General features: G+C 69.5%; 22 protein-coding genes. 15 read left to right on the forward strand and 7 right to left on the reverse strand.

All coding sequences use genetic code 11. From position 1 onward, the window contains the following. Positions 1-11: 11 nt before the first annotated feature. The gene (locus tag ACTIMO_RS11735; RefSeq protein WP_055771242.1) at positions 12-572 is read right to left on the reverse strand and encodes a type II toxin-antitoxin system PemK/MazF family toxin; all 561 of its coding nucleotides are present in this window, start codon (positions 570-572) and stop codon (positions 12-14) included. A 188-nt stretch (positions 573-760) separates the two neighbouring features. Between ACTIMO_RS11735 and lepA the strand changes: the two genes are divergently transcribed. Continuing rightward, positions 761-2,614 carry a translation elongation factor 4 gene (gene lepA / locus ACTIMO_RS11740; protein WP_448182518.1) on the forward strand — a complete coding sequence of 618 codons (1,854 nt, stop codon included), beginning with the start codon at positions 761-763 and terminating at the stop codon, positions 2,612-2,614. Between the two features lie 27 nt (positions 2,615-2,641). Beyond that, complete coding sequence (gene hemW / locus ACTIMO_RS11745; RefSeq protein ID WP_448182519.1) at positions 2,642-3,871, forward strand: radical SAM family heme chaperone HemW; 1,230 nt, start codon at positions 2,642-2,644, stop codon at positions 3,869-3,871. Positions 3,872-3,967: 96 nt separating this feature from the next. Here hemW and ACTIMO_RS11750 read toward each other — a convergent pair whose 3' ends face one another. Together ACTIMO_RS11750 and ACTIMO_RS11755 are read right to left on the reverse strand one after the other, a co-directional pair. Continuing rightward, positions 3,968-4,384 carry a DUF4870 domain-containing protein gene (locus ACTIMO_RS11750; protein WP_055771234.1) on the reverse strand — a complete coding sequence of 139 codons (417 nt, stop codon included), beginning with the start codon at positions 4,382-4,384 and terminating at the stop codon, positions 3,968-3,970. Positions 4,385-4,463: 79 nt separating this feature from the next. Further along, the gene (locus ACTIMO_RS11755; protein WP_448182520.1) at positions 4,464-5,315 is read right to left on the reverse strand and encodes a DUF3097 family protein; all 852 of its coding nucleotides are present in this window, start codon (positions 5,313-5,315) and stop codon (positions 4,464-4,466) included. Between the two features lie 175 nt (positions 5,316-5,490). Here ACTIMO_RS11755 and hrcA point away from each other — a divergent pair, with 175 nt between their 5' ends. The 3 genes from hrcA to ACTIMO_RS11770 all read left to right on the forward strand — a co-directional run bounded on the left by hrcA (position 5,491) and on the right by ACTIMO_RS11770 (position 8,482). Continuing rightward, the gene (hrcA, locus tag ACTIMO_RS11760; RefSeq protein WP_422389807.1) at positions 5,491-6,504 is read left to right on the forward strand and encodes a heat-inducible transcriptional repressor HrcA; all 1,014 of its coding nucleotides are present in this window, start codon (positions 5,491-5,493) and stop codon (positions 6,502-6,504) included. Positions 6,505-6,581: 77 nt separating this feature from the next. Next, positions 6,582-7,712, forward strand: coding sequence for a molecular chaperone DnaJ (gene dnaJ, locus ACTIMO_RS11765; RefSeq protein ID WP_448182521.1), 1,131 nt, complete (start codon positions 6,582-6,584; stop codon positions 7,710-7,712). A gap of 2 nt (positions 7,713-7,714) precedes the next feature. Further along, positions 7,715-8,482, forward strand: a complete 768-nt coding sequence (locus ACTIMO_RS11770; protein ID WP_055771221.1) for a 16S rRNA (uracil(1498)-N(3))-methyltransferase — start codon at positions 7,715-7,717, stop codon at positions 8,480-8,482. A 55-nt stretch (positions 8,483-8,537) separates the two neighbouring features. Here the strand turns inward: ACTIMO_RS11770 and ACTIMO_RS11775 are convergent, their stop codons facing one another. Continuing rightward, positions 8,538-9,527, reverse strand: coding sequence for a GerMN domain-containing protein (locus ACTIMO_RS11775; RefSeq protein ID WP_448182522.1), 990 nt, complete (start codon positions 9,525-9,527; stop codon positions 8,538-8,540). 445 nt (positions 9,528-9,972) lie between these two features. Between ACTIMO_RS11775 and ACTIMO_RS11780 the strand changes: the two genes are divergently transcribed. From ACTIMO_RS11780 to ACTIMO_RS11800, 5 genes are all read left to right on the forward strand, one after another. Then, positions 9,973-11,007 carry a PhoH family protein gene (locus ACTIMO_RS11780; RefSeq protein WP_422389804.1) on the forward strand — a complete coding sequence of 345 codons (1,035 nt, stop codon included), beginning with the start codon at positions 9,973-9,975 and terminating at the stop codon, positions 11,005-11,007. Next, entirely contained in the window at positions 11,004-11,477 is a 474-nt protein-coding gene (gene ybeY, locus ACTIMO_RS11785) for an rRNA maturation RNase YbeY (protein ID WP_422389803.1), read from the forward strand. Before ACTIMO_RS11780 ends, ybeY begins: the two co-directional genes overlap by 4 nt. Further along, on the forward strand, positions 11,474-12,784 hold the full coding sequence (locus ACTIMO_RS11790) for a hemolysin family protein (protein WP_448182523.1): 1,311 nt from the start codon (positions 11,474-11,476) through the stop codon (positions 12,782-12,784). Before ybeY ends, ACTIMO_RS11790 begins: the two co-directional genes overlap by 4 nt. Next, positions 12,771-13,700: a GTPase Era gene (gene era, locus ACTIMO_RS11795; RefSeq protein WP_422389801.1), complete on the forward strand. Its 930-nt coding sequence runs from the start codon at positions 12,771-12,773 to the stop codon at positions 13,698-13,700. Before ACTIMO_RS11790 ends, era begins: the two co-directional genes overlap by 14 nt. A 182-nt stretch (positions 13,701-13,882) precedes the next feature. After that, positions 13,883-15,472 carry an LCP family protein gene (locus tag ACTIMO_RS11800; protein WP_448182524.1) on the forward strand — a complete coding sequence of 530 codons (1,590 nt, stop codon included), beginning with the start codon at positions 13,883-13,885 and terminating at the stop codon, positions 15,470-15,472. 76 nt (positions 15,473-15,548) lie between these two features. On the opposite strand, the gene ACTIMO_RS11805 is transcribed toward ACTIMO_RS11800, so the two are convergent. Further along, positions 15,549-17,516, reverse strand: a complete 1,968-nt coding sequence (locus ACTIMO_RS11805) for a M13 family metallopeptidase (RefSeq protein ID WP_448182525.1) — start codon at positions 17,514-17,516, stop codon at positions 15,549-15,551. Positions 17,517-17,742: 226 nt separating this feature from the next. Here ACTIMO_RS11805 and leuA point away from each other — a divergent pair, with 226 nt between their 5' ends. From leuA to ACTIMO_RS11820, 3 genes are all read left to right on the forward strand, one after another. Continuing rightward, on the forward strand, positions 17,743-19,485 hold the full coding sequence (leuA, locus tag ACTIMO_RS11810; RefSeq protein ID WP_055771589.1) for a 2-isopropylmalate synthase: 1,743 nt from the start codon (positions 17,743-17,745) through the stop codon (positions 19,483-19,485). A gap of 107 nt (positions 19,486-19,592) precedes the next feature. Next, positions 19,593-20,339, forward strand: a complete 747-nt coding sequence (recO, locus tag ACTIMO_RS11815; RefSeq protein WP_055771199.1) for a DNA repair protein RecO — start codon at positions 19,593-19,595, stop codon at positions 20,337-20,339. Continuing rightward, positions 20,336-21,136 carry an isoprenyl transferase gene (locus tag ACTIMO_RS11820; protein WP_055771196.1) on the forward strand — a complete coding sequence of 267 codons (801 nt, stop codon included), beginning with the start codon at positions 20,336-20,338 and terminating at the stop codon, positions 21,134-21,136. The genes recO and ACTIMO_RS11820 overlap by 4 nt, the downstream gene beginning before the upstream one ends. Before the next feature lie 52 nt (positions 21,137-21,188). Here ACTIMO_RS11820 and ACTIMO_RS11825 read toward each other — a convergent pair whose 3' ends face one another. Further along, positions 21,189-22,253, reverse strand: coding sequence for an alpha/beta hydrolase (locus ACTIMO_RS11825; protein WP_448182526.1), 1,065 nt, complete (start codon positions 22,251-22,253; stop codon positions 21,189-21,191). Between the two features lie 107 nt (positions 22,254-22,360). Between ACTIMO_RS11825 and ACTIMO_RS11830 the strand changes: the two genes are divergently transcribed. Continuing rightward, the gene (locus tag ACTIMO_RS11830) at positions 22,361-23,431 is read left to right on the forward strand and encodes a quinone-dependent dihydroorotate dehydrogenase (protein ID WP_448182527.1); all 1,071 of its coding nucleotides are present in this window, start codon (positions 22,361-22,363) and stop codon (positions 23,429-23,431) included. A gap of 132 nt (positions 23,432-23,563) precedes the next feature. On the opposite strand, the gene ACTIMO_RS11835 is transcribed toward ACTIMO_RS11830, so the two are convergent. Next, entirely contained in the window at positions 23,564-24,154 is a 591-nt protein-coding gene (locus ACTIMO_RS11835) for a DUF3043 domain-containing protein (RefSeq protein WP_448182528.1), read from the reverse strand. A gap of 96 nt (positions 24,155-24,250) precedes the next feature. On the opposite strand from ACTIMO_RS11835, the gene ACTIMO_RS11840 reads away from it, so the two are divergent. Continuing rightward, entirely contained in the window at positions 24,251-25,672 is a 1,422-nt protein-coding gene (locus ACTIMO_RS11840) for a M20/M25/M40 family metallo-hydrolase (RefSeq protein ID WP_448182529.1), read from the forward strand. Positions 25,673-25,825 lie beyond the last annotated feature (153 nt).

The raw sequence follows: 25,825 nt of genomic DNA on the forward strand, positions 1-25,825 counted from the left end.
TGAGCCGGTGATCAGTGCAGGAGATGGGCAGGTACGGCGGCGATCACGCGCTCGAAGCGCTCACGCGGGAGAACCGAGCCCTCACGCCTGATGTCCGCCGCGGACAGCCGCAACACGCGGTCCACCTTCACCTCGCTCGGCCGGCCCTGCCGGTCCCAGCCCCCGGTACCGACGTCCACATACCTGTCGTCGTGATCCCGGTCGTTGTTACGGTCCCGGCTGGTCAGCATGAGCCCGAGCAGGTCCGAGCCCGACCGGCCGATCAGGAGCACCGGGCGGTCCTTGCCCTGCGTCGGATCATCCTCGTAGGCCACCCATGACCAGACGATCTCGCCGGGATCCGGGTCACCGTCCGCGGAGGGCGAGTAGGAGACGACGGCCTTGTGGCGGCGCGCCGAGGCATCTGGGTGGGCGGCGGACCGCTTCGTCGGGGTCGACGACGGGTTCGTCGCGCGTCCGGCGTCCCGGGTGCCGCCACCGCCCGTGCGACGGTCCGTCGTCCTCGACGGGCGGGCCACCACCCGAAGGACGTCGCGGGCGAGTGACACGAGGGTGTTGACCGAGAATGCCATGCAGCGATCCTACCGAGCCGGCCCACGCGGGCCGCGGGGCCCGCCGTCGTGCGTCCTCGCGCGATTGTCGGCGCCGACCGGCGTCGTGGGAGACTAGGGGCAGGCCGCCGCGACCGGGCGGGTCGCCGCACGAGGGTGACCGCTCGCCCAGTACGCCGACCCCCGTCCCGTCGAAGTGAGGAACACACGTGTCACCCATGGCCCGCACCGCGCCGGTGCCTGCCGCCACCGATCCGGCGATCATCAGGAACTTCTGCATCATCGCCCACATCGATCACGGGAAGTCCACCCTGGCTGACCGCATGCTCCAGCTCACGGGTGCCGTCGAGCAGCGGGACATGAAGGCGCAGTACCTCGATCGCATGGACATCGAGCGCGAGCGCGGCATCACCATCAAGTCCCAGGCCGTTCGTCTCCCCTGGGAGGTCGACGGGACCGCCTACGCGCTGAACATGATCGACACCCCCGGGCACGTCGACTTCACCTACGAGGTCTCGCGGTCCCTCGCGGCATGTGAGGGGGCCGTCCTCCTCGTGGACGCCGCGCAGGGCATCGAGGCGCAGACCCTGGCGAACCTGTACCTCGCCATGGAGAACAACCTGACGATCATCCCGGTCCTGAACAAGATCGACCTCCCGGCAGCGCAGCCGGAGAAGTACGCGGCAGAGCTCGCGAGCCTCATCGGCGGCGAACCCGAGGACGTCATCATGGTGTCGGGCAAGACCGGCGTCGGCGTCGAGGCGCTGATGGACAAGATCGTGCGCGATCTCCCCGCGCCGACCGGAGACCCGAACGCACCGGCGCGCGCCATGATCTTCGACTCCGTGTACGACACCTACCGCGGCGTGGTCACCTACGTCCGGGTGGTCGACGGCAAGCTCAGCCCCCGTGAGCGCATCCAGATGATGTCGACGCGCGCGAGCCACGAACTGCTCGAGATCGGCGTGAGCTCGCCCGAGCCGAAGCCTTCCAAGGGCCTCGGTGTGGGCGAGGTGGGCTACCTCATCACCGGCGTGAAGGACGTGCGCCAGTCGAAGGTCGGTGACACCGTCACCAACCTGCAGAAGCCGGCCGCGGAGTCGCTCGGCGGCTACGAGGATCCGAAGCCCATGGTGTTCTCCGGGCTGTACCCGCTCGACGGCACCGACTACCCGGTGCTCCGCGACGCCCTCGCGAAGTTCACGCTGAACGACGCCGCCCTCGTCTACGAGCCCGAGACCTCGGCCGCGCTCGGGTTCGGCTTCCGTGTCGGCTTCCTCGGCCTGCTGCACCTCGAGATCACGCGGGAGCGCCTCGAACGCGAGTACAACCTGGACCTCATCTCCACGGCTCCGAACGTGGAGTACGAGGTCACGCTCGAGGACAAGCGGGTCCTGAAGGTGACCAACCCGAGCGAGTACCCGGTGGGGAAGATCGCCGAGGTCCGCGAGCCCATGGTGTCCGCGACCATCCTGGCGCCGTCGGAGTTCGTCGGCGCCATCATGGAGCTGTGCCAGCAGCGCCGCGGCGTGCTGGGCGGCATGGACTACCTGTCCGAGGACCGCGTCGAGATCAGGTACCGACTGCCCCTCGCGGAGATCGTCTTCGACTTCTTCGACCTGCTGAAGTCGAAGACCCGCGGCTACGGTTCGCTGGACTGGAAGGCCGACGGCGACCAGGTCTCGGACCTCGTCAAGGTGGACATCCTGCTGCAGGGCGAGCAGGTCGACGCCTTCAGCGCCATCACCCACCGCGACAAGGCGTATGCCTACGGCGTGATGATGACGGGGAAGCTGCGCGAACTGATCCCGCGCCAGCAGTTCGAGGTGCCCATCCAGGCTGCCATCGGCGCCCGCATCATCGCGCGCGAGAGTATCCGGGCCATCCGCAAGGACGTCCTCGCCAAGTGCTACGGCGGTGACATCACCCGCAAGCGCAAGCTCCTCGAGAAGCAGAAGGAGGGCAAGAAGCGCATGAAGATGGTGGGTCGCGTGGAGGTTCCCCAGGAGGCGTTCATCGCCGCACTGTCCTCGGACGAGTCGAAGGACAAAGCCAAGAAGTGACGTTCTACCCCTCGAAGGAGGTCAGGAGTGCCTAGCGCCCTGCCACTCGGCCTGCCCGCGCCGGCGGACGGGATCCTGCCGGCGGAGGCCGCCGTCGATGCCGGGGCTCGCGACTTCGGCCTCTACGTCCACATCCCCTTCTGCGCCGTGCGCTGCGGCTACTGCGACTTCAACACCTACACCGCCACCGAACTGGGTGGGGGAGCGTCGCAGGACGCGTATGCCGGCTCCGTCCTCGCCGAGCTGGACCTCGGAGCACGGGCGCTGGCGGCATCCGGCGTGCCGGCCCGTCCGATGTCCACCGTGTTCTTCGGCGGCGGGACGCCGACCCTGCTGCCCGCGGAGGATCTCGCCTCGATCCTCGGGGCCGCGACGGGTCGCTGGGGACTGGCGCCCGGTGCGGAGGTCACCACCGAGGCCAACCCGGACTCGGTGACGCCGGACTCCCTGCGCATCCTCCGTGACGCGGGCTTCACGCGTGTGTCCTTCGGCATGCAGTCCGCCGTCCCGCACGTCCTCGCGGTGCTCGACCGGACGCACGCGCCGGAACGCGTGCCGCAGGCCGTCCAGTGGGCCCGCGAGGCGGGCCTGGCGGTGAGCCTCGACCTCATCTACGGGACGCCCGGGGAGAGCCTGGACGACTGGCGGACCTCGCTGACGACGGCGCTGTCCTACGCGCCGGACCACATCTCCGCGTATGCGCTGATCATCGAGGAGGGCACCCGCCTCGCGTCGCAGATCCGTCGCGGGCACGTCCCACCCATCGACGACGACGACCACGCGGACAAGTACGCCCTTGCCGATGAGCTGCTGACGGCCGGGGGACTGCACTGGTACGAGGTGAGCAACTGGGCCAGGACGCCCGCCGACGCCTGCCGCCACAACCTTGCCTACTGGCGCGGGAACGACTGGTGGGGGGCCGGTCCCGGCGCGCACTCCCATGTCGGCGGGACGCGCTGGTGGAACGTCAAGCATCCGCGCGCCTATGCCGCCGCGCTGGAGGGCGGGTCGTCTCCCGCAGCCGGCCGCGAGATCCTCGGTGGCGAGGACCGCTACGTCGAGGACGTCATGCTGCGGGTGCGCCTGCGCGAGGGACTCCCGACGGCGGTCCTGACGGCGTCGGGCAGGAAGGCCGTGGCCGGTCTCATCGCCGATGGGCTGGTGGAGCCCGTCGAGGCCTTCGCGGGTCGCGTGGTCCTGACCTTCAGGGGACGCCTGCTGGCCGACGCCGTCGTGCGCCGACTGCTGCCCGACTGACACCGACGGAGCGCCGCCGCACACTGCCCCCGCACACCTCCGGAGGGTCGCCGGATCACCGCGGCGCAGGCGCCGGAGGTATACGGGCGGTCGTGCCTAGCGGATGAGCCGGAGGTTCAGGGCGTAGCGGTAGGGCCGTCCACGGTTCACCTGGATACCGGCGTTCACGGAGAAGATCGTGATGGCGACCCAGATGAGGGCGTTGACGACCGCGAAGATCCCGCCGATGTCCGGCACGAGGGACAGCAGCCAGGCCGTGAGGGCCAGGAGGGTCGGTGGGAGCGTGAAATTCAGCGCCTCCTTCGATTCCTGGGCGGTGAACGGGCCGCGGTCCTTGAAGATGAGGAAGATCAGCAGCGAGGGGATGAACCCGAGGATGCCGCCGAAGTGCGCGAGGGTGGCGAACTGCCGGTCCTCGGACGCCGTGAGCGGCAGCGCGTTGGCCGGAGTTCCCTCGAAGGCGGGGAGGGACGCGCTCTGTCCTTCGTGCTGATGGTCGGCGGTGTTGGACAACGGTATTCCTTTGCTGGCTCGCGGAATTCCTCCGCCGTGACTGTGCTCCAAGGATACGGGCTGGCCGCCGCGGATCGCTTCAGGCCGTGCCCGGTGGAACGGTCAGGAAATCGATGACCTCCTCGACGCGACCGAGCAGCGAGGGCTCCAGGTCCGCGTAGCTCCCGACGCCTCCGAGGATGCGCTTCCACCCCTGGGCGACAGCGGCCTGGTCCTGGTACGGCCAGCCGAGCCCTGCGAGGATGCCCGTCTTCCAGTCCTGACCGCGCGGCACCACGGGCCAGGCCGTCCGCCCGAGGACGGCCGGCTTCACCGCCTGCCAGACGTCCACGTAGGGGTGGCCGACGATCAGCACGTGGTCACGTGCTCCGGGTACGGTCATCGCCTGCTGCGCGATCCGTGATTCCTTCGTGCCGGGCAGGAGGTGGTCGACGAGGATCCCGAGGCGGCGGGTCGGCCCGGGCCCGAACGCGCGGATCGCGCCCTCGAGATCATCGACTCCGTGGAGCGGTTCGACGACGATCCCCTCCAGCCGCAGGTCGTCACCCCACACCTTCTCCACGAGTTCGGCGTCGTGCTGGCCCTCCACCCAGATCCGGCTCGCGCGGGCGGTCCGGGCGCGCGCCCCCACGACGCGGACACTCCCCGACGCCGTTCGGGTGCGTGCCGCGGTCGTCACCGGGCGCGGGGCGACCAGCTGCACCGGAGCGCCGTCGAGCAGGAAGCCGTGTCCCAGCCTGAACGTCCGGTGCCTGCCCCGGCGGTCCTCGAGCACCATGACGTGCAGTCCGCCGGACTTCTCCACGCGCACCACAGCGCCCACGAATCCGCTCTGGACGTCCTCGAGGACCATGTCCCGCTCGACCGGGACCTCCGGGAGGGCGACGCGTCGCGGAGCCGAGATGTCCTGTGCTCCCCAGCCGTGATCCATCCCGAACACCCTTCCGACGAGGGCTCCGGCGGTATGCCGCGGCCCGGGTGGCCAATGCTAACAATCGCCCGCGACGTACTAGACTTGGCACTTGGGTGTGTCGAGTGCTAACCGCTCGGAACCACCCTGACCGCGTGCTCGTGAGGTAGGGACAGACCCGGAGGTGACTTGAGGAGTGAGTGAACCGCGACGCCTGGAAGTGCTCCGGGCCATCGTCGAGGACTACGTCCACTCGAGGGAGCCCGTCGGCTCCAAGGCGCTCGTCGACCGCCACCGGCTCGGGGTGTCCTCGGCCACCATCCGCAACGACATGGCGGTGCTCGAGGAGGAGGGGCTGATCGCCGCACCGCACACGAGCTCCGGCCGGATCCCCACGGACAAGGGCTACCGCCTCTTCGTGGACCGCATCTCGGAGGTGAAGCCCCTCTCCGGCCCGGAGAAGAAGGCCATCCAGACGCTGCTCGAGGGTGCAGAGGACGTCGACGACGTCATGGACCGGACGGTGCGGCTGCTCGCGCAGCTGACGAACCAGGTCGCCGTCGTCCAGTTCCCCCGCGTGGGAGGGGCATCGGTACGCCACATCGAGTTCGTCCTGCTCGCTCCTCAGCAGATCCTGGTGGTGCTGATCGCGACGAGCGGGACGGTCCAGCAGCGGATGGTCCGGACGCCGACGGACATCCAGGAGAGCGAACTCGCCGAGCTCAAGCAGAGGATCCTGTCCGCGGTCTCCGGGGTCAGGCTCACGAACCTCCCCGCGGAGCTCGGCTCCGCGCTCGCCCAGTTGCCGGCCGGCCTCCGCACGCACGGGGGTACGATCGTCAGGGCGCTCGAGCAGCTTGCCGGGCTCGGCCGCGAGGACCGGATCCTGCTCGCGGGGACGGCCAACCTCGCACGGTCCACCGGCGACTTCCCGTTGAGCATCGGCCCGATCCTCGAAGCACTCGAGGAGCAGGTGGTCATGCTGCGGCTCCTCTCCGAGATGGAGTACGACGCACGCGGAATCTCGGTGCGGATCGGCAGCGAGAACCCCTACGGTGGCCTCTCGGGGGCGTCGGTGGTGGCGACCGGCTACGGACCGGACGCCGGAGCGAAGCTCGGTGTCCTCGGACCCACCCGCATGGACTACCCGACCACGATGGCCGCCGTGCGCGCCGTCGCCCGCTACCTCTCGAGGATCCTCGAGGAGTAGCGGGGCCCCGCAGGATTCCCACCGGCCCGGCCGGTGAGCAGACGACAGTTGTCTCCAACAGGAAGTGATGTGCAGGAGTGAGTAATCACTATGAGGTCCTCGGTGTGGCGCAGGGCGCGACCGGGGAGGAAATCAAGAAGGCCTACCGCAAGCTGGCCCGCAAGCTCCACCCGGACGTCAACCCGGGCGATGGTGCGGCCGAGGAGTTCAAGCTCGTCACCCGCGCCTACGAGGTGCTCTCCGACCCGCAGAAGCGTCGCGTCTACGACACGACCGGGAACGAGAACGGGACGGACACCGGCTACGGCTCGGGCTACTCCGGCTCCGGGTTCGCCTTCCAGGACATCTTCGAGACGTTCTTCGGGGGGAGCGGCCAGCAGGGCGGCGCACCGTCCCGCACACGCCGGGGGCAGGACGCGCTGATCAATGTACGGATCGATCTGAAGGACGCCGTCTTCGGCACCAACAAGAAGATCGAGGTGGACACCGCCGAGGTGTGTCCCACCTGTGACGGCTCCTGCTGCCAGCCCGGTACCTCGCCGCGCACCTGTGACATCTGCGGTGGCTCCGGACAGGTCCAGCGGGCCGTCCGGTCCATCCTCGGCCAGGTCATGACCAGCGCGCCGTGCGGTACGTGCCAGGGTTACGGCACCGTCATCACGAGCCCCTGCCACGAATGCAGCGGCGAGGGACGCATCCGTGCCCGCCGGACCCTGACCATCAAGGTCCCCGCAGGCGTGAGCACCGGCACCCGCATCCAGCTGGGCGGCCAGGGCGAGGCCGGGATCGCCGGTGGGCCCCAGGGCGATCTCTATGTGGAGATCCGGGTCAACGCCGATTCCACCTTCCTGCGCGACGGCGACGACCTCCACGTGACGCTCAGTGTCCCCATGACGGCGGCGGCGCTCGGTACCTCCGTCCACCTGGACACCTTCGACGGCGACCAGGAGCTGATGATCAAGCCGGGCACGCAGTCCGGGGAGATCCTGACCCTGCGGGGGCTCGGCGTCACGCACCTGCGCAACCAGGGCAGGGGAGACCTCCGCGTCCACCTCAACGTCGAGACGCCGCGCAACGTCGACCACCAGCAGGAGGAACTCCTCCGGAAGCTCGCCGAGCTCCGGAACGAGGAGTACACCGACGGTCAGCTGGCGAGCAACGGCTCCGGCGTGTTCGCCCGTCTGCGGGAGCGGCTCGGGAACCGCTGACCATGACGCGTCCGCTGTTCTTCGCGCCGGGCACCGAGGTCCGTTCCGCCTGCCCTGGGGGCCCCTTCGTCCTCGGGGGAGACGAGGGACGCCATGCCGCCACGGTGCGTCGACTCGGCCAGGGCGAGAGGATCGATGTCTCGGACTCGACGGGGTACCGCCTGACCGGTGTCATCGTGGCCGTCGGAGCAGGGACGGTCGAGCTCACCGTCGAGACTGCCGGGCAGGACCCCGCACCCCTGCACCGCCTCGTCCTCGTCCAGGCCCTGGCGAAGGCCGGCCGCGACGAACAGGCGGTGGAGGCGGCGACAGAACTCGGGGTCGACGCGGTGGTGCCGTGGCATGCCGAGCGGAGCATCGTGCGCTGGCGCGGCGAGAAGGCGGAGAAGGGCCGGCAGAAGTGGCTGTCCCTCGTGAATGCGGCGTCGAAGCAGTCGCGGCGCTCGTTCGTCCCCGACGTCCTGCCCGTCATGGACACCGCCGGGCTCATCGCCTGGGCCGCCGCGGTCGACCACGTCATCGTGCTGCACGAGGACGCCCACGCCTCGCTGTCCGATCACCTCGACGTGCTCCGCAGCACCGGCGGACTCGACGGGCCGTCGACCACGGCCGTCGTCGTCGGACCCGAGGGTGGGATCGGCGACGCGGAACTCGGGAAGCTGCGGTCCGCGGGCGCCGAGAGCGCGCGGCTGGGGCCGCACGTGCTCCGGTCATCGTCCGCCGGTCCGGCGGCGCTCGTCCTGCTGAACCACCTGCTGGGGCGCTGGTAGTCGCTCGGTCACCTGCCCGGGCGCTGGTACCCGCGCGGCACCGTCACAGATCCGGTCAGCGGACCACGACGGACTTCGAGTCCTCAGCAACGCCCTCGCCGGTTCCTGCCGAGACCGTGATGTCGTAGCTCCCCGGAGGCAGGCCGACAGCGAAGGAGTAGGCGCCCGGCGCGCCGTCGGCGGGCACGATCTCGACCACGCCGTCCAGGAACAGGTCCGTGCCGCCGGCAGAGCCCTCGGTCCTGCGGTCGATGCGCCAGACCACGGAGTCGTCTCCCGCCGGTCCCAGCCCATGGACGGTGAAGCTCTCCCTGCCGAGTTCGACGCCCTGCTGCGGGTCGATGATCCACACCGGAGCGAGGACGCCGGTGTCCCTGGTCAGTTGTCCGCCAAGGTCCACCGATCCGAAGGCACGGTAGTCGGCGGTCCCGTCGACCAGCACCACGACCGAGCTGGCCTCACCGCCCGTGATGAGACCGCCGTCCGACGCTGCCGCCGTCGCCGTGAACACGAGTTGCTGCAGTGCCAGCCGGGCATCCTCCTCGTCGAGGCGCTGCGACAGCGCGTCGGAGGAGATGTCGAGGGTGATGACGTTCCTCGTCGAGACGGAGGAACTGATGCTCGAGGCGGGATCCCAGGGGGAGGTGTAGTCGGGGTCCAGGGGTTCGCCCTCGGTCATGATCCGCACGGCCTCGGAGATGGGATCACCGCTCGATGCCGCAGGGGAGGGCAGGAACTCCCGGAACAGCCTGTCCGACCCGGTCACATCACCCAGCCAGTAGACCGGCACGAGCGGCCGTGAGGTCGCCGCCGGCCCCGCAGCGGCCCCCTGCGATTTCAGGGCTTCCTCGGACGGGGTGCCGCTGACGGTCCCCGGACCGGAGGCCTCGATCGGCCGGGCGAGATCCGTCCTCGCGGCACTGCCCTCGAACACGTCGAGATTCGGGAGGAGGAAGACACTGCTCGCCACGAGGACGCCGCCGGAGACGAGCAGGATCCCGCGGAGGCCGAGCCTGCTCTGCCGGAGGGGGTCCTGGCTGTTCATGCTGGCCCCTTTCCGTCAGGCGCTTGAAGGGCGCGATGGGTCGATCGGTACGAGATTCTCGGGTGACGAGCGGGCACGGAGGGTGCTCTCGCCAGGCCGGCCACGGAACGGGTTACCCCTGCCGAACCTGCATCAGCTTGGCACAGCCCGAACGGCGGCCCGGCAGGAATACGAGGGGTGTGGAGGACTGAAACCGGATCGATACGAAGCCGTTGCCGATTCGCGACGGGAACCGGCTGGGTCGGCAGCCCTCGGGATGCATCGGGAGCCCTGGTGCCCCCGGAGCATCGGCCCCTGCTGCGCCGTGCCTATGACGTACGATTAAGTTCTCTGTCCCAGGCCGAACCGGTTCGCCGTGAACGGGTGGACACAGCCGCGGCACGCAGGGTACGGAGCCAGGACGACAACGCGAACGAGGGGCGATCGAAGGCCGCACGGCCGAGCTATGAGCGAATCTTCAACAGGGATCAACGTGGCAGGACTTGATACGAGGACCGTCTACTTCGACTCGACGGAGCAGATGGTGCAGGCACTGGGCTCCAATGACGAGGCCCTCCGCCTGATCGAGGAGTCCTTCCCCGGCGTCGGCCTCCAGGCCAGGGGCAACGAGCTCACCATCTCCGGACCGTCTGCCGACGTGCTGCGCACCGAGCGCCTCGTCAGCGAGATCCGCACCATGGCGAGCAACAACGCGACCGTCTCCCCGCAGGTGCTCGAGCAGCTCGTGACGATGCTCAAGACGCAGAGCGCCGCACGCCCCTCGGAGGTGCTCTCGGTCAACATCCTGTCCTCCCGCGGGAAGACGATCCGCCCGAAGACCCTGAACCAGAGCACCTACGTCGAAGCGATCGACCGCAACACGATCGTCTTCGGCATCGGACCGGCGGGTACCGGCAAGACCTACCTGGCGATGGCCAAGGCGGTGCAGGCCCTGCAGCAGAAGGAGGTCAACCGGATCATCCTCACCCGGCCCGCCGTCGAGGCAGGGGAGCGTCTCGGTTTCCTGCCCGGAACGCTCAACGACAAGATCGATCCGTATCTCCGCCCGCTGTACGACGCCCTCCACGACATGATGGACCCCGACTCGATCCCGCGCCTGATGGCCGCCGGCACGATCGAGGTGGCGCCCCTCGCGTACATGCGCGGCCGGACGCTCAACGATGCCTTCATCATCCTCGACGAAGCGCAGAACACGACGCCGGAACAGATGAAGATGTTCCTCACGCGCCTCGGGTTCGGGTCCAAGATGGTCGTGACCGGCGACGTCACGCAGGTGGACCTGCCCAACGGCACCAGTTCCGGACTGCGGATCGTGAGCGAGATCCTGCGCGACGTCGACGACGTCTACTTCAGCGAACTCGACGCCTCGGACGTGGTGCGCCACCGCCTCGTGGGCGACATCGTCAGCGCCTACAGCGCCTGGGACGAGGAGCAGCGCGGCAACCAGCAGCGCTCCGGCCGCCCGGTGACCGGCCGATGAGCGTCGAGGTCAACAACGAGTCCGGCTACGACGTCGACGAGGAATCCCTCGTCCGCCTGACCAACTTCCTGTTCGAATCCCTGTTCATCCATCCCGAGGCCGAGTTGTCCGTCATCCTCGTGGACACCGCAGCGATGGAGAAACTCCACATCGAGTGGATGGACGAGCCGGGCCCCACCGACGTGCTCTCCTTCCCGATGGATGAACTCCGGCCGGGGACCGCGGGCCGGGTGACACCCGCGGGGCTCCTCGGTGACATCGTGCTCTGCCCCGAGGTGGCCGCCGCGCAGGGTGCGGCAGCAGGCCACGGGACGCGGGACGAGCTCCTGCTGCTGACCACCCACGGCATCCTGCATCTTCTCGGGTTCGACCACGCGGAGCCCGACGAGGAGAAGGAGATGTTCGGCCTGCAGCGCCAACTGCTCGCCGATTTCCTCGGTGGCGACGCCCCCCGGGAGACCCGCGCTTGACCATCTGGCTCCTCGGGCTCATGGGCCTGCTCTTCGCCCTGACCGCTGCACTCGTCACGGCGGCCGAAGCAGCTTTCAGTTACCTGCCACGACAGGAGGGCGAAGCCCTCGTCCAGGGCTCGCGGACCTCGTCCCTGCGTCGCATCCTGGACGCCCCCGTGGCCCACATGCACGCCCTGCGGTTCTGGCGGGTCTGGTTCGAGATGGCCGGCGCCGTCGCGGTGGCGATCCTCTTCCACGATCTGCTGGACAGCATCTGGCTGGCAGGACTCCTCGCCACAGCGGTGATGGCAGCCATCGGGTTCGTGATCGTCGGCGTGTCCCCGCGCCAGCTCGGACGGATGCACGCCGCGACCGTCGTCCGCCTGACGGCCGGCCTGGTGGCGTTCCTCCGTGCCCTGCTCGGCCCTGTCCCGCGCTGGCTGGTCCGCATCGGCAGCGCGATCACGCCGGGGGCCGCGCGGGATGAGGCGGCCTTCTTCACGCAGGAGGAGTTCAGGGAACTGCTCTCGCGTGCCTCCGATGCCGAGATGATCGAGGACAACGAGGCCGAACTCATCCACTCGGTGTTCGAACTCGGCGATACGAAGGTCCGCAGCGTCATGGTCCCGCGCACCGACATGGTCACCATCGAGTCCGGCTCGACGCTGAGCCAGGCGATGTCCCTGTTCCTCCGCTCCGGCTATTCGAGGATCCCCGTGATCGGCGAGAGTTCGGACGACATCAAGGGTCTGCTCTACCTCAAGGACGTCGTGGCCAGCCTCCACGGCAGGCCTGCCTCCCATCTCGTGCGATCGGTCGACGCCGAATGCAGGCCTGCCCGGTACGTCCCCGAGTCGAAGCCCGTGGGCGACCTCCTGCGGGAGCTGCAGCGGGAGTCCACGCACGTGGCCATCGTCATCGACGAGTACGGCGGCACCGCGGGTCTGGTCACGCTGGAGGACCTGATCGAGGAGATCGTCGGCGAGATCGTCGACGAGTACGACTCGGAGGTACCGGAGCAGGAGAGGCTCGACGACGGCGAATTCCGCGTGAGTGCGCGGATGGGGATCGACGACCTCGGGGAGCTCTTCGGCCTCGATCTCGATGACGAGGAGGTCGACACCGTCGGAGGGTTGCTCGCGAAGACCCTGGGCAGGGTGCCGATCGTCGGGTCGGAGGTCACAATAGACGGTATCGGTCTACGGGCCGAGCGCGTGGAGGGTCGACGCAACAGGGTCTCGCACGTGATCGCGCACCGCATCGCGCCCATCAACACCGAGCACCACGAACGAGAGACGACAGAGGCAGACCATGAGCGACGCTAAGCACAGGGCGGGGTTCGTCTCGCTCGTCGGACGCCCGAACGCCGGGAAATCGACCCTCACCAACGCCCTGGTGGGGCAGAAGGTCGCCATCACCTCGGCCAAGCCCCAGACGACCCGCCACACCATCCGTGGAATCGTGAACCGGGAGGACGCGCAGATCGTCCTCGTCGACACGCCCGGCCTGCACCGGCCGAGGACGCTGCTCGGGCAGCGCCTGAACGACCTCGTCGCGGACACGCTCGCCGAGGTCGACGCCGTCGGCTTCTGCCTCCCCGCGAACGAGAAGATCGGCCCCGGCGACCGCTTCATCGCCGAACAGCTCGCACGCCTGCGCCGCAAGCCGCTGATCGCCGTCGTCACCAAGACGGACCTCGTGGATCGCAGGGCGCTGACCGAACAGCTCCTGGCCGTCGCCACGCTCGGCACCGATGTTGCCGGGCCGGAGGGGTGGGCCGACATCGTTCCCGTCTCCGCGGCGGACGGGTTCCAGGTGGACACGGTGGCCGACGTCTTCAGCCGGCACATGCCCGAATCGCCCGTCCTGTACCCGGACGGTGAGCTCACCGACGAGCCGGAGGCGATCATGGTCGCCGAACTGGTCAGGGAGGCGGCCCTCGAGGGAGTGCGTGACGAGCTGCCGCACTCCCTCGCCGTCGTCGTCGAGGAGATGATTCCCCGCGAGGGGCGCAGCGAGGACAATCCGATGCTGGACGTCCATGTGAACCTGTATGTCGAGCGGCCGTCCCAGAAGGCCATCATCATCGGGAAGGGTGGTGCCCGCCTCCGCGAGGTGGGCACCAACGCGCGGCGGGGGATCGAGGCGCTGCTCGGGACGCGGATCTACCTGGACCTCCACGTGAAGGTCGCCAAGGACTGGCAGCGCGACCCCAAGCAGCTCGTCAAGCTCGGCTTCTGACGGGCACCAACGACCTGCCCCGGTCGTTGGCACCTCAGCGGGGTCCTGTCACGCACGGCGTGGATCATCGGCGAGCAGGTCCCTCCATCACGTTCGGGAGCGCCACGGGCGCATCGCGCGCCCGGCCGTCCGGACGGTGACAGAATGATCCGAATCGTCCAGCCATCCGAAGGAGCCCGGGCATGACCCGCCGACAGCCACCCGAGGGCGCCGACCGCGTCGACGTCCCGCCGTCCGGCGCGTCGGGTGACCCGTCGGTCGGAGACGGCGGGATCAGCGACACGACCGACGGCGACGGTCCGGTCGGCCGCCACCTCGGGCACGCCCCGCACCACCGCGGACTGAAGATCACGGCCCTCGTCATGACGACGCTGATCGTCGCGACCGTCGCCTTCGTCGGGGTCCAGGTCTTCAGGCTCCAGTCCAACGTCGTCACGATGCCGCTCAATCTCGCGGAGGGCCAGGAGTCCGCGCTTCCCGTCGACTCGAGCACGGATCCCCTCCAGATCCTGATCCTCGGCTCCGACACGAGGACGGGCAACTCGGGCGGCTTCTTCGGTGACGAGAGCGACTCCTCGGGCGAGGGCAACTCGGACGTGATGATGCTCCTGACCCTCTCGGCCGATCGGGAGAACGTCACGGTCGTCTCGTTCCCGCGGGACCTCCTCGTTCCGCTGCCCGCGTGCGTGAACCCCGACACGGGGCGGCCGTCGGAGGCCCAGGAGCTGGGCCAGCTCAACGCGGCACTGAACGAGGGCGGTCCCGGCTGCACCGTCGCCGCGATCAACGACCTGACGGGGCTCTCCGTCGACCACTTCATGATGGCGGGGTTCACTGCGGTCAGCGAGCTCTCGTCCGAGGTGGGCGGTGTCGAGGTCTGCGTTCAGGAACCGGTCGACGACGAGTTCTCGGGCCTGAGGCTGCCCGCGGGAACCAGTGAGGTGGAGGGCGACCAGGCCCTCGCGTTCCTCCGGACGCGCCACAGCTTCGGTGACGGAGGGGACATCGGCCGGATCGCTGCCCAGCAGTCGTTCATGGCGTCGCTCGCCCGCAAGGTGCGTGCAGAGGGTACCCTCACCAACCTGCCCAAGCTCTACTCCATCGCGGACGTGGTCACGCGGAACCTCACGGTGGATGAAGGCCTGTCCCAGCCTGCGGAGATCCTGAAGATCGCCGACCGGCTCAAGGACGTGGACCTCGGCAACATGGCATTCGTGACGGTCCCGGTGCAGCCCTGGGACCAGGATCCGAACCGCCTCGTGATCGACGAAGCGGCGGCAGCACCCCTGTTCGATGCGCTGCGCGAGGATCGTGGCCTGACCGAGGAGAGCGCGGTACCGTCCGCACCCTCCGCACCGGGGACGACGCCGGACCCCTCCGATGCTCCTGCCACACCCGAGGCACCGGCCTTCGACCCTGCATCCGTGCCGCTGCTCGTCGTGAACGCGACGACGGACGCGGGCCGCGCTGCAGAGGTGCAGCGGCTGGTCCTCGAGGCCGGGTACACGCAGGCGACGACGTTCGAGTCGGTGCCTGCGGAGACCACCCTCGTGGTCTACGGACCGGGCTACGACGCCGCCGCAGCGGACGTGGCGACGCGCTTCGGGGTCGCCACGGCGAACGTTATCGCCGATCCGGGTCTCGTCGGGGTCCAGGTGCAGGTCGGAGCGGATCTCGCGACCGGCTCCGCCGTCGTCGTCCCCCCACTCGGGAACGAGCTCGACGGCCAGACCGCCGACCAGATCACCTGCCAGGCATCCTCGGGGCTGTAGCCGCGAACCGCGCACGACCGGGGTCCGTGCCCCGGGGAGGTCCGGCCCCGAGCCGACGGGCGGACCTCCCGTTGCGTCACCAGATGCGGACGCGGTCCTCCGGCCCGAGCCACAGGCGGTCCTGCTCACCCACGCCGAAGGCCTCGTGGAATTCGTCGAGGTTCCGTACCACCTGGTTGCAGCGGAACTCGTTGGGGGAGTGCGGGTCCACGGTCAGCCGACGCCGGGCCTCCTCGGGGCGGATCTTCTGCTGCCAGCACGTGGCCCAGGAGAGGAAGAAGCGCTGCGTCCCCGTGAGGCCGTCGACCACGGGTGCCTCCCTGCCCTCGAGGCTGAGGAGATACGCCCGGTAGCTGATCCCGAGTCCGCCGAGGTCGCCGATGTTCTCGCCGAGGGTCAGTTCGCCGTTGACCGCCTGCCCCGGGACCTCCGAGGGCTCGAGGGCGGCGTACTGGGCGACGAGGCGGCCCGTGAGTTCGTCGAAGGCCTTCCGGTCGTCCTCGCTCCACCAGTTGGACAGCATCCCGGTCCCGTCGAACTGCGAGCCCTTGTCGTCGAAACCGTGTCCGATCTCGTGACCGATGACCGCGCCGATCGCGCCGTAGTTCACGGCGTCGTCGGCTTCGATGTCGAAGAACGGCGGCTGCAGGATCGCCGCCGGGAACACGATCTCGTTCATGGTCGGCATGTAGTAGGCGTTGACGGTCTGCGGCGTCATGAGCCACGCGCCACGGTCGATGGGTCCGCCGAGCTTGCCCAGCTGCCGGCTGTGCTCGAACTCCGCGGCACGGAGGACGTTGGCATACAGGTCCGCGGGGATCACCTCGAGCGGGGCGTAGTCGATCCACTCCTCCGGGTACCCGATCTTCGTGGTGAACTGCGCGAGCTTCTCGAGGGCCCTCGACCGGGTCTCGTCGGTCATCCACGAGAGGCCGCGGATGCTCGTCCCGTAGGCCGCGATGAGGTTCCGGACGAGAGCCAGCATCGCCTCCTTGTGGGTGGCGGGGAAGTGCCGCTCGACGTACTTCTGGCCGATCGCCTCGCCCATCGCTCCCTCCACGAGGGCGACCCCGCGCTTCCATCGGTCCTTCAGGCGCGGGGTCCCGGCGAGGTGGGTGCCGTAGAACGCGAAGGTCGCGTCGACGAAGCGATCGTCGAGGTAGTCGGATGCGTGCAGCAGGACGCGGCTCGCGAGCCACTCACGCCACGTCCCGAGCTCCTCCTCGCGGAGTGCGGCGTCCAGCCCGCGCACGAAGTCGGGCTGGTTCACCACGAGCTCGGCGTACTGCGCCGCAGTGTCGGTCCCCGTGGAGAGCCAGGGCACCAGGTGCGGGGAGAGATCCTCGAGGTCCCCGTGCCCGAGGAGGTTGTAGGTCTTCTGGGGGTCCCGACGCTCCACCGAGCCCATCGACGAGGACGCGAGGCGTGTCTCCAGTGCGACGACCCGCGCGGCCGCGCCGGCGGCGTCGGGAGCGTCGACGAGCACGAACAGCTGCTCGAGGAGTGCCTGGTATTTCTGCCGTGTCTCGGCGAAGCCGTCCTCGCGGTAGTAGGACTCGTCCGGCAGGCCCAGTCCGGACTGGTACAGGTGCAGCAGGTAGCGGGTCGGGTTCCCGGCGTCGTTGCTGACGTACGGCGCGAGGAGGCCCTGCACGCCCGAGCGCGACAGGCCTGCGCTGAGGCCCACCAGTTCATCGGCCGTCGTCACGGCGGAGATGCGCTCGAGCAGGGGCAGGACCGGCGTCGAACCGTTCCGGGTGACGCGGTCCGCGTCCATGAAGTCCGCATAGAGCGTGCCCAGCTTCGCGTCGATCCCGTCCGCGGCCGCACCGGCACCGTCCGCCGATCGTGCGGCGGCCTCCTCGATGATCGCCCGGACGGCGAGCTCCGAGGCGTCGCGCAGTGCGGTGAAGGACCCGGCGAGCGGGCGGTCCTCGGGAATCACGGCGTCCTTCAGCCACACGCCGTTGGCATGCCGGAAGAGATCGTCCTGGGGACGGGTGGTCCCGTCGAGATGGGCTGGATCGAACGTGCTGATGGTCAAGATCGGCTCCTGGTTCTCCGTGGTGCAGCGCAGGACGACGCCCGTCCGAGCGCCCCGGAACCCATCCTAGGTGCCGTGCTAGGGTGACGGAGTGCGCGCACAGACGACTCTCCTTCGGTGCCGCGGCGAGGCCTAGGACGCTGTAGAGCTACTGGCCACCCCTCGCCGCGGAGTCCGCGATGCCCGGCCGCCAGCACCTCACCTCCCACAGACAAGGCCGATGTTCATGGATAACGCTCAGAAGACCTCCGGAATGCCGTTCGGCAAGTACATGCCGTTCCAGGACCAGATCACGGTCGAGCTCCCGGACCGCACCTGGCCCGACCGCACGATCACGAAGGCACCCCGCTGGTGCGCCGTCGACCTCCGCGACGGGAACCAGGCCCTCATCGATCCGATGAACCCGGAGCGCAAGCACAAGATGTTCGATCTCCTGGTCCGCATGGGCTACAAGGAGATCGAGGTCGGCTTCCCGTCCGCCTCGCAGACCGACTTCGACTTCGTCCGGCAGCTGATCGAGGGTGACCGCATTCCCGACGACGTCACCATCCAGGTGCTGACACAGTCCCGCGAGCACCTGATCGAACGGACCTACGCGTCCCTCGAGGGAGCGGACCGGGCGATCGTCCACCTCTACAACTCCACCTCGGTCCTCCAGCGACGGGTCGTCTTCAACCAGGACCAGGACGGCATCATCGACATCGCGACGCAGGGTGCGCGCCTGTGCCGCAAGTTCGAGGAGACCATGGGTGACACCCGGATCACCTACGAGTACTCGCCCGAGTCCTTCACGGGCACCGAGCTCGAGTTCGCCGCTCGCATCAGCAACGAGGTCTCCGCCGTCTTCGAGGCCTCCGCCGACCGGCAGATGATCCTCAACCTCCCCGCGACCGTCGAGATGGCCACACCCAACGTGTACGCCGACTCCATCGAGTGGATGAGCCGCAACCTCGCCGACCGGGACAGCATCATCCTGTCGCTGCACCCGCACAACGACCGGGGGACAGGCGTCGCCGCCGCCGAACTCGGCTACCTGGCCGGCGCGGACCGGATCGAGGGCTGCCTCTTCGGGAACGGTGAGCGGACCGGCAACGTGGACCTCGTGACGCTCGGCATGAACCTGTTCAGCCAGGGCATCGACCCGCAGATCGACTTCTCCGACATGGACTCGATCCGCCGCACGGCCGAGTACTGCAACCAGCTCAGCGTGCCCGAGCGCTCCCCGTACGGCGGCGACCTCGTCTTCACCGCCTTCTCCGGCTCCCACCAGGACGCCATCAAGAAGGGCTTCGAGAGCATGGAGCGCGACGCCGCCGCAGCGGGTGTGGGGGTGGACGACCTGCCGTGGGCGGTCCCCTACCTGCCCATCGACCCGAAGGACATCGGCCGGTCCTACGAGGCGGTCATCCGCGTCAATTCCCAGTCCGGCAAGGGCGGTGTGGCGTACCTGCTGAAGAACGAGCACAGCCTCGACCTGCCGCGCCGCGCGCAGATCGAGTTCTCCGGCGTCATCCAGCGCCGCACCGAGACGCAGGGCGGGGAGGTCAGCGGCGCCCAGTTGTGGTCTGTCTTCCAGGACGAGTACCTGCCGACCCGTGCGGAGGGCGGCTCAGAGACCTGGGGCCACTACGAACTGACCTCGGTCAACACCGACACGGCCGAGGACGGCGCGTTCAAGCTCGTCGCCACCCTGCTGGTGGACGGAGTGCAGCAGCGCAGGTCCTCCACGGGCAATGGTCCCATCGACGCACTCCTGACCATCCTCGGGGAGGACGGCGTGGACGTCAGGGTGCTGGACTACACCGAGCATGCGCTGTCCTCCGGCGGCAACGCCCGCGCTGCGGCGTATGTGGAGTGCGCCGTGGGCGAGCGGGTGCTGTGGGGCGTCGGGATCGACGCCAACACCACGATGGCCGCGCTGAAGGCCGTCGTCTCGGCCGTCAACCGCGCCATCCGCGACGCCGCCTGATCCATCGCGCCGCGCGGCCGGGTCCTTCTGCCGGGCCCGGCATCGCCGCACCTGCCGCCCCCGTGCCGCTCGGCCGGCGCGGGGGTGGCAGGTGGAAGAATGGGGACGTGACTTCCTCGTCGGCCTCGCGTACCTACCGCACCCACGGAGTGGTGCTGCGCACGTACAAGCTCGGCGAGGCGGATCGCATCATCGTGCTGCTGACCCGTGACCAGGGGCAGGTGCGGGCCGTCGCCAAGGGGGTCCGCCGCACCAGCAGCAAGTTCGGCTCGAGGCTGGAGCCCTTCATGTCGGTCGACCTGCAGCTGGCGCGGGGCCGCACCCTCGATGTCATCACCCAGGTCGAGACGAAGGGGCTCTACGGCCACGGGATCGCCTCCGACTACGGGTGCTACACGGCAGCGACCGCGATCGCCGAGACCGCCGAGCGGCTCACGGACATCGGCGAGACCGGGGGAGCGCAGTACGCCCTGGTAGCCGGCGCGTTCTCCGCACTCAGCCGCAACCTGCACCCGTCCGAGCTCATCCTCGACTCCTATCTCCTGCGCGCCCTGGCCACCGCGGGATGGGCTCCCAGCTTCACGGACTGTGCGCGCTGCGCCGCGCCCGGACCGCACTCCGCGTTCTCCGCACCGCTCGGCGGGGCCGTCTGTCCCGACTGCAGGCCGCCGGGAGCGGCGTCGCCGTCGTCGTCCACCATGGCGCTGCTCGGCGCCCTCCTGACCGGGGACTGGACGGTCGCCGACACCTCGGAGGCCGCGGCCCGGCGCGAAGCGGCCGGCCTGGTCGCGGCCTACCTGCAATGGCACCTCGAACGCGGGGTCGCCTCCCTCAAACATGTGGAGCGTGTATGAAGCCCGACGGATCCGTAGCACCCTGGCCGCACCCGAGCGGCGAGCGGGCGCCGTCGATTCCCGCGCAGTTCGTTCCCGGGCACGTGGCGATCGTCATGGACGGCAACGGGCGCTGGGCCAACGAACGCGGGTTGCCGCGCACCGAGGGGCACCGCGCCGGCGAGGCGGCCCTGCTGGATGTCATGGCCGGCGCGATCGAGATCGGCGTCAAGCACGTCTCGGTCTATGCCTTCAGCACCGAGAACTGGAAGCGGTCCCCCGAGGAGGTCCGGTTCCTGATGGGCTTCAACAAGGACGTCCTGCGGCGCCAGCGCGACCAGCTGAACCAGTGGGGGGTCCGTATCCGCTGGTCCGGGCGGCGGCCCCGGCTGTGGCAGTCCGTGATCCGCGAACTGGAGGAGGCCGAGCGCCACACGGTCGCGAACACCACCTGCACGCTCACCATGTGCGTCAACTACGGGGGCCGTGCGGAGATCGCGGACGCGGCGAGGGCCATCGCCGAGGACGTCGCGGCGGGCAGGCTGAAGGCGTCGTCGGTGAGCGAGAAGACCATCCAGCGGTACCTCGACGAACCCGATCTGCCCGACGTCGACCTCTTCCTCCGGACCTCCGGGGAGCAGCGGCTGTCCAACTTCATGCTCTGGCAGTCGGCCTATGCCGAGATGGTCTTCATGAACACGCTGTGGCCGGACGTCGATCGACGCACGCTCTGGCGGGCGATCGAGGAGTACGCCGCGCGCGATCGCCGATACGGCGGAGCCGTGGATCAGGCGTCGGCGGAGCGGACGTCCTCCTGAGGTGACGGGCGTTCCGCCAGGGTCCCGACCGCGCGAAGGCGGTCGGACCCCGTCAGCGGGGAGTTGTGCGGGCGGTGCGAAGGGGTGGCACCGAGGCCTCGAGCCACCACTCCACGGTGTCGATGGCCTGTTCGCGCACATCGCGCCGGGACAGGAAGACGTCGTGCAGCGCGTCCTGCAGCCGCCGGATGGTCACCGTGTGGCCCAGTTCCGCTGCTCGCCGCACCATCGCCGACACGTCCAGGACGCTGTCGGTGCGCAGCATGGCATCACTCCACGTGGTGCTGAGGGTCGACGCCGCCGAGCACAGGACGAGGACCGGAACGTCGATCGCGATACCCCGGGCCACCGCGGCGTGACCCGCGAGGACCGCTGCCAGCCAGCCCGCCCTGATCGGGAAGCCGGCCTCCGGTCGCCAGGCCGCATCGATGGGCCACTCGCCGTCGCGCGTATCGCTGATGCTCCTGAAATAGAAGCCGAGCTCGGGCAGGCGCAGGCGCGCCTTGGGCCGTCGGCGGGAGACGGTGTCGAGGATGCCCTGTGCCGCGGAGCGCAGCAGTGCGCTGCCCTGCGCCTCCAACCAGGGGCTGTTGAGGACCAGGCCTGCCACCCGGCCGGGATGCCGCGCCGCCCAGAGCGCCGCCGTCAGGCCGCCAGTCGAATGCGCCATCAGGACGAGGTCCACGGACCCCGGCGCCGGATCATCGGGGCCCCACCGGGCACGGCCCGCGATGCGCCTGCCGAGGGCTGCGACGGCGGCCTCCAGGTCGGCGTCGTACTCGTCGAGGGAGGTGGTGAAACCGGGAGTCTGGCCGGGACGGAGGCTGCGCCCGTACTTGTGCAGGTCAAGGGCGAAGAAGGCCCACCCGCACCGGTGCAGGGCTGCGGCGAGCTCCCGGTGGAAGAAGTAGTCGCTGAAGCCGTGCAGGTACAGGACTGCGCGGGCCGGCGGATCGTCCTGTGGACCGGTTCCCGGCGCAGTTGCAGTGGCGGTCCCGCCCACCGGCTCGTAGGCGACGAGCGTGGCCACCCGCGGGCCCTCGTCGTCGGGCTCGAGGTGCAGGGTCAGGGCCCGGAAGTCTTCGCCGAGGATGTCCTCCACCCAGGGATCGTCCATGCAGCGACAGTACCGCGTGCGCAGCGGGTCGGCTGCAGCTGTCCGGCATGGAACCGATGACGGCCGGCGAGTTGGTCCGGGGCGACGGAGCGTGGAATTCTGGGACCATGCGCATCTACCCGACCTTCTTCCGGATCGTCTTCTCCGGGATGGACGCCGAGAAGGCGCACAGGATCGGGTTCGCCCTCATCCGTGCCGCCGACCTCACCCCGGCAGGCTGGGCCCTGCGCCGCTTCTGTGCACCGCACCCCGGCCTCGCGACCACGGCGTTCGGCGTGGACTTCCCATCGCCGTTCGGACTGGCCGCCGGTTTCGACAAGGCAGGAAAGGGCATCCTCTCCCTGACCGCGCTCGGGTTCGGCCACGTGGAGATCGGCACCATCACCGGGCAGGCGCAGCCGGGGAACCCGGCCCCGCGCCTGTTCCGGCTCGTCGATGACCGTGCCGTGATCAATCGCATGGGCTTCAACAACGACGGCGCTGCCGCCGTCGCCCCGCGCCTGCGGACCGCGAGGACCAGGCTCACCCGCCGCTACGGGCACCGAACCCGACCCGTGGTCGGCGTGAACATCGGGAAGACGAAGAAGGTGGACCTCGTCGACGCGGTCGCCGACTACCTCGTGAGTGCCGAGCAGCTGGCTCCCGTCGCCGACTACCTCGTCGTCAACGTCTCCTCGCCGAACACACCCGGTCTCCGCCTGCTGCAGAGCGTCGAGTCGCTGCGGCCCCTGCTCGAAGCCGTCCGGTCGACGGCGGACTCGGCCGCCGGTCGACACGTCCCCCTCCTCGTGAAGATCGCGCCGGATCTCACCGATCAGGACATCGACGACGTCGGTGCCCTCGCCCTGGACCTCGGTCTCGATGGCATCGTGGCGACGAACACCACGATCACCCGCGAGAACTTGGCCACCGACGCTGCGACCGTCATGTCGAAGGGGGTCGGCGGCCTGAGCGGTGCACCCCTCAAGGCGCGCTCGCTCGAGGTGCTGAAGCGGCTCCGCGCGGCGGTCGGCGACGGTCTGGCGATCATCGCCGTCGGGGGAGTCGAGACACCCGAGGACGTCAGGGAACGCCTCGACGCAGGAGCCACCCTCGTCCAGGGGTACACGGCGTTCCTCTACGAGGGCCCGTTCTGGGCCCGGCGGATCAACCGCGGGCTGGCACGCTCGGGCGCCTGAGGCCTCGCGTCCGCTGGACCAGGCGGCCTTCGTCCGTGGGCGACCATCGTCGAAGACGCGACGAGCCGGGCCCGAAGGCCCGGCTCGTGACGTTGCTGAGCAGGGAGCGTCCTCGACGCCTCCCGCGGGAGGTCAGGAGGGGTACTGGCCGCGCTTCACCTGGGGCTTCGGCAGCCGGAGCCTGCGCAACTGCAGCGCACGCGTCACGCCGTACCAGAGGTCGCCCTGGTTCGGCGACCCGAACTTCTCCGTCAGCTTCTTCTTCAGCTTGCGCCGCAGCAGCACGCAGTCGACCACCACGGCGACGATCAGCACCCAGAACGCCATCAGGACCGCGCTCTGCACGGCGAGGGACTGGAAGAAGCTGAGGATCACGAAGACCAGCGCCGCGATCATCAGGAACTCGCCGATGTTGACGCGGGCGTCGACGAACTGGCGGATGTACCGCCGGTTCGGCCCCTTGTCCCGCAGGGGCAGGTACTTCTCGTCGTCGGTGTCGAGCGCCTGGCGCATCCTCGCCCGTTCGTCCCGCACGGTCGACCGGCTCTGCTCCCGGGCCGCCTTGCGATCGTTCGGGACGAGAGGGCGCTTCCGCGCTGCCTCCTGCACGCTGCGCCTGGGCGTCGGCGCTCCCTTGCCCTGCGCACGCACGGCTTCCTGGGAGCGCGGGGCCTCGTCGACGACAGCAGGGGCAGCGGGAGTCTTCTCTTTACGTCCGAACACCTCCTCAGGATACCGGCTCCCCGCCCGCCGCCGTCCCTGCGACAGATCACGACCGGGAGGGCCGAGCGGATCATCCGGCTGTGTAGGGTTTTCGGCATGACCTCCTCGAACACTTCCCCAGCGCTCCCGGACGAGCCGTCGGCCGTCAGCTCCCGCCTCCGTGCCAGCGTGGATGCGGCCTTCCCGCGGATCGTGCAGCAGCTTTCCGATCTCGTCGCGATCCAGGGCATCGCCTGGGACGCCTTCGACGCCCACGAACTCGATCGCAGCGCCGAGGCCGTCGCTGCGCTGGTCCGCAGCGTCGGGATCGACGACGTGCGCATCCTCCGCGTGGACAACGACGGCACGCCCGGCGGACCCGCCGTCGTCGCCCGCCGTGCCCCGGCCGAGGGCAGGCCCACCGTCCTGCTGTACGCCCACCACGACGTGCAGCCGCCGGGGGACCCCGACCTGTGGGAGTCCGAACCCTTCGTCGCCACGGAGCGCGACGGTCGGCTGTACGGGCGCGGAGCCGCCGACGACAAGGCCGGCATCATGGCCCACATCGGTGCCTTCGCCGCTCTCAGCGAGGTGCTCGGCGACTCCTTCGGCGTCGGCGTGACCCTCTTCATCGAGGGTGAGGAGGAGGCCGGCTCGCCGACCTTCCGCTCCTTCCTCGAGACCTACCGGGACGATCTCGCAGCGGACGTCATCATCGTGGCCGACTCCAGCAACTGGAAGGTCGGCGTCCCCGCGCTCACCACCAGCCTGCGCGGCCTCGTCGACGGCACCATCGAGGTACAGGTCCTCGACCACGCCGTGCACTCCGGGATGTTCGGTGGTCCCGTGCTCGACGCACCGACCCTCCTCGCGCGCCTCATCGCCACCCTGCACGACGACGCCGGCGACGTCGCCATCGCGGGACTCGCCGGCGGCGACCACGCGACCGTGGACTACGACGAGCAGGACTACCGCTCGGACGCGTCGGTGCTCCAGGGCGTACAGCTCGCGGGAACGGGATCGATCGCGTCGCGCCTGTGGCACAAGCCGGCCCTCTCCATCATCGGGATGGACGTCCCGACCGTCGCGCTGTCCTCGAACACGCTCCTGCCCAGGGCGCGCGCCAAATTCAGCCTCCGTCTCGCCCCGGGCCAGCAGCCCGCGGCCGCCATGGACGCCGTTCGTGCACACGTGGAATCACATGCCCCGTTCGGTGCCACCGTGACCTTCACGCCGGGGGAGACCGGCAGCCCCTTCAGCACCGACACCAGCGAGCCCGCCTCGCGCCTCGCCCTCGAGTCCCTCGAGGAGGCGTGGGGCGTCAAGGCCGTCGAGGCCGGGATGGGCGGGTCCATCCCGTTCATCGCGGACCTCACGGAACTGTTCCCGTCCGCGCAGATCCTCATCACCGGCGTCGAGGACCCGGACTCGCGCGCGCACAGCGCCAACGAGTCCCTCCACCTCGACGAGTTCCGGAAGGCCGTCCTCGCCGAAGCCATCCTCCTGGCCCGGATCAACGACGGCGGCCTCAGCGCCTGAGGGCCGCCCCACAGTGGGTGCCCGAGGGGACGGGTGGAAATGTTTCCGCCCGTCCCCTCGTTATGACGAGAGCGGGCCCGGCGTACCATGGAACGAAGCCGTGCGCGCGACACCGCGGACAGCACTGAGAGCGGACACGGCATGCTGTCGTCC

Source organism: Arthrobacter sp. CP30 (assembly GCF_053470025.1).

What these genes read in the sequence shown, in the direction of transcription:
- ACTIMO_RS11735 (WP_055771242.1), bottom strand. Translation starts at nt 572, where the DNA reads ATGGCATTCTCGGTCAACACCCTCGTGTCACTCGCCCGCGACGTCCTT.
- ACTIMO_RS11755 (WP_448182520.1), bottom strand. Translation starts at nt 5,315, where the DNA reads ATGGATCACGGCTGGGGAGCACAGGACATCTCGGCTCCGCGACGCGTC.
- ACTIMO_RS11770 (WP_055771221.1), top strand. Translation starts at nt 7,715, where the DNA reads ATGACGCGTCCGCTGTTCTTCGCGCCGGGCACCGAGGTCCGTTCCGCC.
- ACTIMO_RS11775 (WP_448182522.1), bottom strand. Translation starts at nt 9,527, where the DNA reads ATGAACAGCCAGGACCCCCTCCGGCAGAGCAGGCTCGGCCTCCGCGGG.
- ACTIMO_RS11780 (WP_422389804.1), top strand. Translation starts at nt 9,973, where the DNA reads ATGAGCGAATCTTCAACAGGGATCAACGTGGCAGGACTTGATACGAGG.
- ybeY (WP_422389803.1), top strand. Translation starts at nt 11,004, where the DNA reads ATGAGCGTCGAGGTCAACAACGAGTCCGGCTACGACGTCGACGAGGAA.
- era (WP_422389801.1), top strand. Translation starts at nt 12,771, where the DNA reads ATGAGCGACGCTAAGCACAGGGCGGGGTTCGTCTCGCTCGTCGGACGC.
- ACTIMO_RS11800 (WP_448182524.1), top strand. Translation starts at nt 13,883, where the DNA reads ATGACCCGCCGACAGCCACCCGAGGGCGCCGACCGCGTCGACGTCCCG.
- leuA (WP_055771589.1), top strand. Translation starts at nt 17,743, where the DNA reads ATGGATAACGCTCAGAAGACCTCCGGAATGCCGTTCGGCAAGTACATG.
- ACTIMO_RS11820 (WP_055771196.1), top strand. Translation starts at nt 20,336, where the DNA reads ATGAAGCCCGACGGATCCGTAGCACCCTGGCCGCACCCGAGCGGCGAG.
- ACTIMO_RS11825 (WP_448182526.1), bottom strand. Translation starts at nt 22,253, where the DNA reads ATGGACGATCCCTGGGTGGAGGACATCCTCGGCGAAGACTTCCGGGCC.
- ACTIMO_RS11830 (WP_448182527.1), top strand. Translation starts at nt 22,361, where the DNA reads ATGCGCATCTACCCGACCTTCTTCCGGATCGTCTTCTCCGGGATGGAC.
- ACTIMO_RS11840 (WP_448182529.1), top strand. Translation starts at nt 24,251, where the DNA reads ATGACCTCCTCGAACACTTCCCCAGCGCTCCCGGACGAGCCGTCGGCC.